We start from the raw sequence: 12,266 nt of genomic DNA, 5'->3' as shown, positions 1-12,266 counted from the left end.
ATCTCGGCCAGAGGCACCTTGGCCTGGACCTTGGACTGCCCATCGTCGATGGACTGGCCCTCGACCTGACCGCGGCGCGAGGAAAGGTCGCCGATCACCGAACCGAGGAAATCCTCGGGGATCTCGACTTCGACCTTCATCATCGGCTCAAGCAGTACGGGATTGCACTTCTTGACGCCGTCCTTGAAGGCCATGGAGCCGGCGATCTTGAACGCCATCTCCGAAGAGTCGACGTCGTGGTAAGAGCCGTCGACCATGGTGACCCGGACATCGATCATCGGATAACCCGCGATCACGCCGGATTCGCAGGTCTCCTTCATGCCGGCTTCGGCAGGACCGATGTACTCCTTGGGTACGACACCGCCAACGATCTTGTTGACGAATTCGAACCCTGAACCCGGCTCACCGGGCTCCATCTCGATCACCACATGGCCGTACTGCCCTTTGCCACCGGTCTGACGGGCGAATTTACCCTCGCCTTTGGCGCTGGCGCGGATGGTCTCGCGGTAGGACACCTGCGGAGCGCCGATGTTGGCTTCAACCTTGAACTCGCGGAGCATGCGGTCGACAAGGATCTCAAGGTGAAGCTCACCCATCCCTGCGATCACGGTCTGGTTGGTTTCCGGATCGGTGGAGACCCGGAAGGTGGGATCTTCCTCGGAGAGTGACTGGAGTGCCTTGGACAGCTTGTCCATGTCGCCCTTGGTCTTCGGCTCGACGGCCACCGAGATCACGGGCTCGGGGATGTAGAGCGATTCCAGGATGATGGGATCCGAATCGACACAGAGGGTGTCCCCGGTGGTGGTGTCCTTGAGGCCGAGCACAGCGCCGAGGTCGCCGGCACGCAGTTCGTCGACTTCCTCGCGGTCGTCCGCCTTGAGCACGATCAGGCGGGAGATCCGTTCCTTCTTGTCCTTGGTGGAATTGAGGACATAGCTGCCCTTCTGGAGCACACCCGAGTAGATGCGCACGAAGGTGAGCTTGCCGAAGGGATCGGCCATCACCTTGAAGGCCAGGGCACTGAAGGGGGCGTTGTCCTCGGCGGGCCGCATGGCCTCGCTGCCATCCGGCAGGAGACCCTGAATCGGGGGCACATCCACCGGGGCCGGGAGATAGTCCACCACCGCATCGAGCAGCAGCTGCACCCCCTTGTTCTTGAAGGCAGAGCCACAGAGCATCGGCACCAGACCGTGCTTGAGCACGCCGGTGCGGATGCCGTTGCGGAGCTGCTCTTCGCTCAGTTCGCCGGTTTCGAGGAAGACCTCCACCAGGTCCTCATCGGTTTCGGCCACCGATTCCATCAGCTTGTTGCGCCATTCGGCGGCCTCCTCAGCCATGGAGGCGGGAATCTCGGTCTCCTCGATGTCCTTGCCGAGCTCATCCTTGTAGATGAAGGCCCGGTTCTTGACCAGATCGACGATCCCGCTCAGCTCACCCTCGGCGCCGATCGGCAGCTGAATGGGGGCGGCGTTCGCCTTGAGGCGATCCTTGATCTGGCCGTAGACCTTGAGGAAATCAGCCCCGGTTCGGTCCATCTTGTTGACGAACACCATGCGGGGCACCTTGTACCGATCGGCCTGGCGCCAGACGGTCTCCGACTGGGGTTGAACGCCGCCCACGGCACAGAACACCGCAATCACACCATCGAGCACCCGCATCGAGCGCTCCACTTCAATGGTGAAGTCGACGTGCCCGGGGGTGTCGATGATGTTGATCCGATGATCCTTCCAGCTCGTGGAGATGGCGGCCGCGGTGATCGTGATCCCACGCTCCCGTTCCTGGGCCATCCAGTCGGTGACGGCGGCGCCGTCGTGCACCTCGCCGATCTTGTGAACCACGCCGGAATAAAAGAGGATGCGTTCGGTCGTGGTGGTTTTACCCGCGTCGATATGGGCGGCGATGCCGATATTTCTGACGCGTTCCAGTGGAAAGGCGCGGGCCACGGGGGATGTCTCCGAAAGGTCTACAAAAAAACGGACGTCACTCTACAGATGGGCCTGCAGGTGACCTGAGCCGCCGGGCTCAGTAGCGGTAGTGGGCGAATGCCTTGTTGGCTTCAGCCATCTTGTGGGTCTCCTCCCGTTTGCGAACCGCGCTGCCGGCCTCGTTGGCGGCATCCATGAGTTCGCCAGCCAGTTTCTGGGCCATGCTGCGGCCGTTGCGGGCGCGGGAGAAGTTCACCAGCCAACGCAGGGCCATGGCCGTGCCGCGCTCCTGGCGGACTTCCATCGGGACCTGGTAGGTGGCACCACCGACGCGGCGGGCCCGCACTTCCACCAGCGGGGTCGCATTGCGGACCGCCGTCTCGAAGAGCTCCAGCGGGTCGGAGCCGGTGCGCTCGTTGATGAGGGCAAAGGCGTCCGAAAGGATGCGCTGGGCGGTGGACTTCTTGCCGTGCTTCATCAGCCGGGCCACGATCATCGAGGCGAGGCGGCTGTTGAACTGCGGATCAGGAAGGATCGGACGCTTCTCAGCAGCGTTGCGGCGGGACATGGTGGTTGCGAGGTTCTTGGGAAGGTAAGGGCCCCTTGGCATCGGGACGGCAGACCGGGAAGGGCCGGGACAGCGTCCTCAGCCCGGTGCGATCAGGCCTTGGGGGTCTTGGCGCCGTACTTGGAGCGAGCCTGGCGACGGTCCTTGACACCGGCGGTGTCGAGGGTGCCGCGGATGATGTGATAGCGGACACCGGGCAGGTCCTTCACCCGTCCGCCGCGGATCAGCACCACCGAGTGCTCCTGGAGGTTGTGGCCGATGCCGGGGATGTAGGCGGTCACCTCGAAGCCGGAGGTCAGCCGCACACGGGCCACCTTCCGCAGCGCCGAGTTGGGCTTCTTCGGGGTGGAGGTGTACACCCGGGTGCACACCCCTCGGCGTTCGGGGCAGGCGCGCAGGGCGGGCGACTTCGTCTTGCGTGTCAGACGTTGCCGTTCAGTTCGGATCAGCTGCTGGATAGTGGGCATCGAGGGCCGGAGAGCACAGGTCGGACGTCCGACCGATTTCGACAATCCGCCACCTTACTGGGTCGCCTGCCGACCACCCCGGCCTCGGCTGAAGGCGGCGCCGCAGGCACAGCTCACGACCCCTTCGGAGGCCCGCACCAGGAAGCCTCCGCCACTGAGGTCGCCGCGGTAGTCGAGGGTCAGGCCATGGAGCAGCTCCTGCTGCCCGGCGGGCGCGTAGAGGGTGATGCCGTCGGCCCGGGCCATGGGCTGGCCCGCCAGGTGCCCGGGCCGCACCCGGATCGTCCACTGCTCGCAGCCCCCTTCCACCAGCTCGAGATGAACCAGCCCGGGGGTGCCGGCCACGGCCGCCTGGCGACCCAGTTCCGCTGCAGCTGCCGCCGTCAGGCGCAGGCTCTGGCCCTTGGGCATCGGGGGTGGGCCATCACGAAGGACCTCCACTCTGGCAGTGCCTCAGGGCACCAGTCCGACCCCGTTGTGCACGGAGCCGGCCACGCCGCGCCCCTTGACCTGATGGCTGCCTCCCAGCACCAGCCCGGTGGAGCTGCCACCGTCGAGGTTCAGCGCATCCCGCAGCCCCAGCTGCAGCAGCAGCTGGGCCGTCTGGGAGAGCGTCGGGCCGCTGTCCGTGGTGCCCTCCAGGGTGATCAGCCACACCTCACGGCCATCGCTGCCGAGCACCGTGCGGGGGGCACCCTGCCGCAGGAAACTGGCGCTGAAGTTCTCGGCGCTGCCGTTGAGGGCGATGCGGCCGTTCTGAAGCAGCAGGGGCCCGCCGCCGATCACCTGGAGTTCCTGGCCGAGGGGGTCGCTGGGGCGGCTGGTGAGCTGCAGGCGGCTGCCGCTGGGCCAGGGGAGCTGCACGCCGCCACGCCCCACCAGCAGGGTCTGGCCGGCGCCCAGGGGCACCCCGCGCTCCAGCTCCAGGCTGCCGAAGCCACGGCTCACCTGGCCGTCCGCCTCCACCACCAGGGCCGTCTCCGAGCCACTGAGGGCGCGGTAGCTCGGCCCCCAGGCCGCGGTGTAGAGGCTGATGCCCCGCTGCACGTAGCCGCTGTTGCTCACCACGATCGGGAAGCGCCGACCGTCGGGCCCAGCCACCCATTCCTCCAGCCTCAGGCGCCCGAAGCGGGGCAGCTCCCGGCCGCTCCAGGCCGCCACCCCCCGGTTGAGGATCGGGCCCGACATCCAGCGGCCGTCCAGCTTGAGGGCGCCGAGGGGGAGACGCCGCACCCGGTTGAAGTACCCCCCGTTGATCGCCACCCGGGCGTTCGTCTGGGCGGCCAGCTGCACCAGGGAGTTGAGCCCTTCCATGCCCCCCGGGCGCACCAGCGGCCGCAGCTGCAGGGGGGCGGTGCGGGGATCCATCCGCACCGCGTTGATGCGCACCCCCTGGCGGGTCAGCCGGTCCCAGCGGAGGGTGCGCCCGATCAGGGCCTGAACGGCCGGGTCGATCGGCCCGGGTTCGGCGCTGGGTCCGGTGGTCGCACCCCCTCCGGGGATGTCGATCACCACCCGGTTGGGCTCCCCCAGCGTGAACATCCGGCTGACCGGGCCGCTGCGCGGGCGCAGCGCCAGCCCAGCCGGATCCCGGCTCACGACCAGCCCCAGGCTGGTCAGCTGGGCGAGCTGATCGGGCCTGGCGTCGAGGTTGAGCACGAGTGCGGAGCCGCTGCTCCGCACCAGAGCCGGTGCCGCGAGATCGAGCACCACCCGCTGGGCCGCGGGCTGGGCTGCGCTCCGCACCCCCAGCAGCCGGGCTTCGGGCAGGGTGAGGCTGAGGCTGCGTTCGCTGGGCTGAAGGCCCACCCCGACGGCCTCCAGCAGCGGCAGGGCATCGAGGGCCACCTCGTCGTCAAGGCTGCGCTGGCGGTTCGGCGGAACCAGCAGGGGCCGGCCGAACCATTCCAGGTCGAGGCTGCCGTCCGGTCGGCTGCGGCTGCTCACGCCCAGCTGGTTCTGCAGGACCTCGAGCGGCAGCCACAGTTCCCGTGGGCGGCTCCCGAGCGGGCCCAGCCACCGCCACAGGGCCTGCTGGCTCTGGCCGTTGATCACGATCCGGTCGCCCTGGTGGTAGCTGCCCTGGTCCGAGCCGCCCGTGGTCCTGGGGGCCGGCACGGCCGGTGGAGGCGGTGGCGGTGCCGGCAGCGGCAGCCGCGGGGCTGCCGAGGCCCCGGTCTCCAGCGCCAGGCCGAGCAGGGCGGCTGGCAGGAGGGCTGCCGGCAGCAGGGCCGCCACCCGCCGCCCAGTGCGGCGCGGCAGGGTTGTGGGGGCGGACGTTCTCACGAAGGCCATCCCGCCAGTGCGTGCGCGCTGACGCTAGCGGTACCCCCAGGGAATCCCGATCTCTAGGATTGGAGGTTCTGCGGCTGCAGCTGTCCCTGGTGACGCTGCTTCGCGGCTCTGCACCACCGGTTTGCCACCGAACCGGCCTGCCAGACCACCATCGCCGGAAACCATCGGGCTATGCCACGACCGACCCGCCCCGTTTGGCCCCATTGCGACAGCCCCGCGCCGGCTGCCGTGGCGGGCGAGAAGGACGCCTGCGGGGTCGGCTTTCTGGCCTCGCTGAAGGGGGAGGCCAGCCACTGGGTGCTGCAGCAGTCCCTGCGGGGACTGGGCTGCATGGAGCATCGCGGCGGCTGCGGCGGCGACGGTGACTCCGGCGACGGCGCCGGCGTGCTCTGCGGCATTCCCTGGGGCTATCTCGAGGCGGTCTGGCCCGCGGCCGCAGCTGCCGGTGACGCCCCCCGCGGGCTGGGCATGGTCTTTCTGCCTCCCGACCCGGAGCGCCGGGAGGCGGCCCGTCGCTTCTGCGACGAGGAGGCCCTCAACCTCGGGCTGCGCCCGCTGGGGTGGCGCACGGTGCCCGTGGACCCGGCCGTGCTCGGCCCGATGGCCCGCTCCACGGCCCCATGCATCGAGCAGTGGCTGCTCGGGGCCGATGGGGATGGCGATGCCCTGGAGGGGCTGCTGTTCCGCCTGCGCCGCCGCTGCGGCGACCGGGCCCGCGACCTGTGGGGGCCCGGTCCCACCGACCTCTACTTCGCCTCGCTGAGCAACCGCACGGTCGTCTACAAGGGCATGGTGCGCTCGGAGGTGCTCGCCGCCTTCTACGCCGACCTGCGCGATGAGCGTTTCGCGGTGAGCTTCGCGGTCTACCACCGCCGCTTCAGCACCAACACCCTGCCGCGCTGGCCCCTGGCCCAGCCGATGCGCCTGCTGGGTCACAACGGCGAGATCAACACCCTGCTGGGCAACATCAACTGGGCCCGGGCCGCCGAGGTCAACCTCGAAGCCGTGTGGGGGGAAGCCGCCAGCGACCTGCGCCCGGTGGTGAATCCGGCCTTCAGTGACTCGGCCAACCTGGACGCCACGCTCGAGCTGCTGGTGCGCAGCGGCCGGCCGATCACCGAAAGCCTGCTTACCCTGGTTCCGGAGGCCTTCCGTGACCAGCCCGACCTGGCCGAGAGGCCCGAGATCCAGGCCTTCTACGAGTACTCCGCCTGCACCCAGGAGCCCTGGGACGGTCCGGCGCTGCTGGTGTTCGCCGATGGCCGCAGCGTCGGCGCGACCCTGGACCGCAACGGCCTGCGCCCGGCCCGTTACTGCATCACCAGCGATGGCTTCGTGGTGATGGGTTCGGAAACGGGGGTGGTGGAACTCGAGGAGAGTCTCATCCTCGAGAAGGGGCGGCTCGGTCCCGGCCAGATGCTCGCCGTGGATCTCGAGAACGGCCGCCTGCTGCACAACTGGGATGTCAAGCAGGAGGTGGCCTCGCGCCATCCCTACGGGGCCTGGCTGGCCGAACACCGCCGCAGCCTGGGCAGCCAGCCCTGGACGCAGGAGCGCCAGCTCGGAGACCTCGAGCTGCTCCAGCAGCAGACGGCCTTCGGCTTCACGGCCGAGGACTTCGATCTGGTGATCGAGGACATGGCCGGGGCGGCCAAGGAACCCACCTACTGCATGGGGGACGACATCCCCCTGGCGGTGCTCTCCTCCAAGCCGCACCTCCTCTACGACTACTTCAAGCAGCGGTTCGCCCAGGTCACCAATCCACCGATCGATCCGCTGCGGGAAAAGCTCGTGATGAGCCTGGAGATGCATCTGGGCAAGCGCGGCTCGCCGCTGCGGCCCGAGCCCGCCTCGGCGGCGGTGCTGCATCTGAGCAGCCCGATCCTCAATGAGGCGGAGCTGGAGGCGGTCGGTCGCCAGGGCCTGTCCACCACCACACTGTCGACGCTGGTGGCGATCGCCGCGGGGCCAGGCGATCTGGAGGCGGCCATCACCCGGCTGCGCAGCGACGCCGAGGCCGCGGTGCGCGCAGGCAGCCAGATTCTGGTGCTCTCCGACCGGGGCATCAACGCCACCACCACCTACATCCCGCCCCTGCTGGCCGTGGGAGCGGTGCACCATCACCTGCTGAACCTCGGGCTGCGGCTGCAGACCTCCCTGGTGGTGGACACGGCCCAGTGCTGGAGCACCCACCACCTGGCCTGTCTGATCGGCTACGGCGCCAGTGCGGTCTGTCCCTGGCTCACCTGGGAGACCACCCGCCACTGGCTGGCCCAGCCCAAGACCCAGTCGCTGATCGAGCGGGGCAAGCTGCCGCCCCTCACGCCGGAGCTGGTGCAGGCCAATGTGCGCAAGGCCCTGGAGGACGGCCTGCGCAAGATCCTCTCCAAGATCGGGATTTCGCTGCTGGCCAGTTACCACGGCGCCCAGATCTTCGAGGCGATCGGCATCGGCGCCGACCTGATCGCGCTGGCCTTCCGGGGCACCACCAGCCGGGTGGCGGGGCTGAGCCTGGCCGATCTGGCCAGCGAAACGCTCAGTTTCCACGCCAAGGCCTTCCCCGAACTGAACCGCACCAAGCTCGAGTTCATGGGCTTCGTGCAGTACCGCACCGGCGGCGAGTTCCACCTCAACAGCCCGGAGATGGCCAAGGCCCTCCATGCCGCCGTCGCGGCCGGCCCCGGCTACGACCATTTCGCCACCTACAAGACCCTGCTCGAGAACCGCCCGGTCACGGCGCTGCGGGATCTGCTCGAGCTCACCCCCGCCGCCACGCCCCTGCCGCTGGATCAGGTGGAGAGCGTGGAGAGCATCTGCAGCCGGTTCTGCACGGGCGGCATGAGCCTGGGGGCCCTCTCCCGTGAGGCCCACGAGGTGCTGGCCGTGGCGATGAACCGCATCGGCGGCAAGAGCAACAGCGGCGAGGGCGGCGAGGATCCGGCCCGATTCCACGTGCTCAACGATGTGGATGGAGAGGGCCGTTCCGCCACCCTGCCCACCATCGGCGGCCTTCGCAATGGTGACACCGCCTGCTCCGCCATCAAGCAGATCGCCTCGGGGCGCTTCGGGGTGACGCCCGAATACCTGCGCAGCGGCAAGCAGCTGGAGATCAAGGTGGCCCAGGGGGCCAAGCCCGGCGAGGGCGGCCAGCTGCCCGGCCCGAAGGTGGATCCGTACATCGCCTGGCTGCGCAACAGCAAGGCCGGCGTGGCCCTGATCTCGCCGCCGCCGCACCACGACATCTATTCGATCGAGGACCTGGCCCAGCTGATTCACGACCTGCACCAGGTGCATCCCGCCGCCAAGGTGAGCGTGAAGTTGGTGGCCGAGATCGGCATCGGCACGATCGCGGCGGGGGTGGCCAAGGCCAATGCCGACGTGATCCAGATCTCCGGGCACGACGGCGGCACCGGCGCCTCACCGCTGAGCTCGATCAAGCACGCCGGCACCCCCTGGGAGCTCGGCCTCACCGAGGTGCACCGGTCCCTGCTGGACAACGGCCTGCGCCACCGGGTGCTGCTGCGGGCCGACGGCGGCCTCAAGACCGGCTGGGACGTGATCATCGCCGCCCTGCTCGGCGCCGAGGAATACGGCTTCGGCTCGGTGGCGATGATCGCCGAGGGCTGCATCATGGCCCGGGTCTGTCACACCAACAACTGCCCGGTCGGGGTCGCCACCCAGAAGGAGGCCCTGCGCAAGCGCTTCACCGGGATTCCCGAGCATGTGGTGAACTTCTTCCTGTTCGTGGCCGAGGAAGTGCGGCAGCTGCTGAGCGTGCTGGGGGTGGCCCGGCTCGATCAGCTGATCGGTCGCACCGAGCTGCTGCGTCCCCGCTCGGTGCCCCTCGCCAAGACCCCAACGCTCGATCTCTCCTGCCTGATCGACCCGATCCCCGCGGCGGCGGACCGCAGCTGGCTCCAGCATGAGGCCCAGGCCCACAGCAACGGCGTGGTGCTCGAGGATCAGCTGCTGGCCGATGCCGACCTGATGGCGGCCATCGAGGCGCACGGCTGCCTGGCCCGCACGGTGCCGATCCTCAACACCGACCGCAGCGTGGGCGCGCGGATCTCCGGCGAGATCGCGGCCCGGCATGGCAACACCGGTTTCCAGGGCCAGCTGGACCTCAGCTTCGAAGGGGCCGCCGGCCAGAGTTTCGGCGCCTTCCTGCTCCAGGGGATGAACGTGCGGCTGGTGGGTGACGCCAACGACTACGTGGGCAAGGGCATCAACGGCGGTCGCATCACCGTGGTGCCGCCGGCCGGTGGCCATGATCCCGGCAGCCAGGTGATCCTCGGCAACACCTGCCTGTACGGGGCGACCGGTGGTGAGCTGTTCGCCCTCGGCCGCGCCGGCGAGCGCTTCGCGGTGCGCAACAGCGGCGCCCGCACCGTGGTGGAGGGTGCCGGTGATCACTGCTGCGAGTACATGACCGGTGGCGTGGTGGTGGTGCTGGGCTCCACAGGCCGCAACGTGGCGGCCGGCATGACCGGCGGCGTGGCCTTCCTGCTCGATGAGGCGGGCAACCTGGCCGATCGCCTCAATCCCGAGACGGTGGCCCTGTGCGAGCTCACCACACCGGAGCAGGAAGGGCTGCTCAAGCCCCTGCTGGAGGCCCATCTGGAGCACACAGGCAGCAGCAGGGCCGCCGCGATCCTGGCCGACTGGCCGAGCTGGAAGGCCCGCTTCCGCGTGCTGGTGCCGTCGAGCGAGAAGGAGACGGTGGGGCTGGTGGATCGGGAGGCTGTGGTGGCTGGATGAAGCCCCGCCGACTGATCCTGCATGCGGGTCCGCACAAGACGGGCACCAGTTCGATCCAGGCGGTGCTGCGCGATCATGTGTTTTCCGCCTTTCACTATCCGAAGACTGGCCAATGGCCTGATGGTTCCCACCACAACCTGGTGTTTAGCCTGGTGCCGGAGCTGAGGCGAGGAGATGCTGAGGTGCTGGATGCGGCCGATCTGCTGGAGCAGCTGCAGCGCGAGCTGGCCGATGTGCAGCAACAGGCGTTCCTGATCAGCAGCGAGTTTCTCAGCACCGGTTGCGCCGCAAGGCTGGTGGAGTGGTTGGTGGGGCATGGCCTGGCCGACCCGGATGGAATCCGGGCGCTGCTCGTGGAGCGCGATCTGCTCAGCCGGGCGGCTTCCCTCTACAACCAGGCCGTGAAGGATCCCTATGTGGGCGAAACCCGCAGCCCCGATGCGTGGCTGTCGGAGGAGGCCACCAGCCTGCGTTTCGAGCCGATCCAGGCGGAGCTGCGGTCTGCCGTCACGGCTGTGGATGTGCTGTCCTACGAGCCCGCCGAGAATCTGGTGCAGCGTGTGTTGATGGCTGCTGGGGCCCATCAGGAAGAACTGCCCGACAAGATGCCGTGGACCAACATCTCGATGAGCGAGCCGGTGCTGAAGGCCCTGCTGGAGGTGAACCGCACGGTGGCGGATCCGGAGGAGCGGATTCAGCGTCGCAATCAACTATTTCATTTGCTGCGCCCAGCTTTCACCCCTTCAAGCCCTAGGCTGTTCAGCGATTCCTGACATTCTGCTTCGGCATTAATCTTTGGGAATGCAAGGCGGTTCCTATCTCTCGATAACTTGCTCCCTCGGCTGGCCGCGACCGCCTAGACGCCCCAGAATCCGCCCAGTTCCTAGTTATTACAATGGTTCTGGGCGTGACGATGGGGCATTCTCAAGCCCAAGTCTTTCTGTCCTTGGAACCCCGAGCAGCCCCTACTGCGGCCGCATTCACCGGTGGAGTGGCTGCCGGAAAACCACCGGAGAACCACCTAAGTGGCCGCTGAAAAACTCTGTACAGGCCCAAGTTGCCTGCGTGAGATCCTGAGAATCAGACAGTTCTGGCACCTGAAGCGCAGGTTCACAAAATGCCTGGCCGAGTTGAAATCGCTCCTCCCTTGGTTTTCCGCGTGCCGCGAGCAGGAGCATGGGGAGTTTTTCAGTAGTCTCCTAAAGCCTTGGCGCATCAATTCAGGGATCAACTCCCCAGCAGTACCTCTGCCAAGCAGTCAAGCCAGCTCACTGGTGGCAGAACCAGAGATGGGCATGGTCTCGTCTCGGGAATGACCCCACTCGCCAGGATGCCCCCAGGCTGGCCCGCCGAGGGCTCATTCACTCGGGCGTGGCTCCCAAGAATCAGGCCAGGCTATCATTATAGGAGGGCAATCTGCCCACAGATGCCGAAGCCTATTTAGGTATGATAATTAACCAGTCGATCGGCTTTGCATTTATTCATATCCCGAAGTCGGCCGGGACTAGTTTGATGCAATACCTCTCACCACTCAATGGCCCGCTGGATCTTGAAATTGGCGGCACCCTTTTTGGAGAGCAAATCCAAGCCGCTTACATCCAGCGCCATGGGCTAGAAAAGCATTCGACGCTTGCAGATGCTCAGAGGGTTATAAACATGACTCGCGCACCTAGGGAGATGTTCGTCTTCACCTTTGTGCGCAACCCATATGCGCGTCTTTCATCGATCTTCTCTTTCCTTCGCAAATGGGAAAGTTACAATCCTGAGTTGCTCCGCTTGCTAAAGTCTTTTGCTGACTTCCGAGAATTCGTGGCGTCGGAGATATTCATGCATTATCCTGGTCCCAGTAATATGTTCCTGCCGCAATGCAATTGGATCATGGTCGATGGAAAACCTTCATCCAGCATGCACTGTTTCCGGATTGAGGATGCGGCCAAGGCGATCAAGATACTTCGGCATGAACTGATACTGCGTGGGGCCGATGCCAGCCTCCTTCCAGCTACGCTTCCCTGCGCCAACATATCTGAAAGCCTTCCTTTTGAAGGCTTTGGATTGTCTGATGCCCTTGTAGAGAAGATCAATGATTATTATGCTGAAGACTTCAAGGCCTTCGGTTATTCGCATTTATCACTTCCTTGAGGGTTTTTGTGCTAATCCAATCAGAAACGTTTGATCCCTCACTTGAGATTGGCGTCTACAGTTTTAGGACCTTCGACGAGTGGCGACGCTGGAGGGCCATGAACCCATGGTTTG

Annotated in this window: 8 protein-coding genes; 3 read left to right on the top strand and 5 right to left on the bottom strand. The window is 66.7% G+C overall.

Annotated features, from left to right (window positions below):
• From fusA to ACLD7X_RS14225, 5 genes are all read right to left on the bottom strand, one after another.
• The coding region (gene fusA, locus ACLD7X_RS14245) for an elongation factor G (RefSeq protein ID WP_411424322.1) at positions 1 to 1,943 on the bottom strand (1,943 nt) is incomplete at its 3' end.
• Between the two features lie 79 nt (positions 1,944 to 2,022).
• Complete coding sequence (gene rpsG / locus ACLD7X_RS14240) at positions 2,023 to 2,493, bottom strand: 30S ribosomal protein S7 (protein ID WP_006911809.1); 471 nt, start codon at positions 2,491 to 2,493, stop codon at positions 2,023 to 2,025.
• Between the two features lie 92 nt (positions 2,494 to 2,585).
• Positions 2,586 to 2,960 carry a 30S ribosomal protein S12 gene (rpsL, locus tag ACLD7X_RS14235; protein WP_411424321.1) on the bottom strand — a complete coding sequence of 125 codons (375 nt, stop codon included), beginning with the start codon at positions 2,958 to 2,960 and terminating at the stop codon, positions 2,586 to 2,588.
• Positions 2,961 to 3,014: 54 nt separating this feature from the next.
• On the bottom strand, positions 3,015 to 3,371 hold the full coding sequence (locus ACLD7X_RS14230) for a hypothetical protein (protein ID WP_412007034.1): 357 nt from the start codon (positions 3,369 to 3,371) through the stop codon (positions 3,015 to 3,017).
• Between the two features lie 42 nt (positions 3,372 to 3,413).
• Positions 3,414 to 5,246, bottom strand: a complete 1,833-nt coding sequence (locus ACLD7X_RS14225) for a phosphodiester glycosidase family protein (protein ID WP_411424319.1) — start codon at positions 5,244 to 5,246, stop codon at positions 3,414 to 3,416.
• A gap of 180 nt (positions 5,247 to 5,426) precedes the next feature.
• Here ACLD7X_RS14225 and gltB point away from each other — a divergent pair, with 180 nt between their 5' ends.
• The 3 genes from gltB (at position 5,427) to ACLD7X_RS14210 (ending at position 12,152) form a co-directional block, all read left to right on the top strand.
• The gene (gene gltB, locus ACLD7X_RS14220; RefSeq protein WP_411424318.1) at positions 5,427 to 10,013 is read left to right on the top strand and encodes a glutamate synthase large subunit; all 4,587 of its coding nucleotides are present in this window, start codon (positions 5,427 to 5,429) and stop codon (positions 10,011 to 10,013) included.
• A complete protein-coding gene (locus tag ACLD7X_RS14215; RefSeq protein WP_411424317.1) occupies positions 10,010 to 10,786 on the top strand; it encodes a hypothetical protein in 777 nt (258 codons plus the stop codon). Before gltB ends, ACLD7X_RS14215 begins: the two co-directional genes overlap by 4 nt.
• Before the next feature lie 673 nt (positions 10,787 to 11,459).
• Complete coding sequence (locus tag ACLD7X_RS14210; protein ID WP_411424316.1) at positions 11,460 to 12,152, top strand: sulfotransferase family 2 domain-containing protein; 693 nt, start codon at positions 11,460 to 11,462, stop codon at positions 12,150 to 12,152.
• The last annotated feature ends 114 nt before the right edge of the window (positions 12,153 to 12,266 follow it).

This window comes from Aphanothece microscopica RSMan92 (genome assembly GCF_046613545.2).
GTDB lineage: Bacteria > Cyanobacteriota > Cyanobacteriia > PCC-6307 > Cyanobiaceae > NIES-981.
Note: the sequence above shows the minus strand (reverse complement) of the source record. Positions and strands in the feature narration are given on the sequence as shown.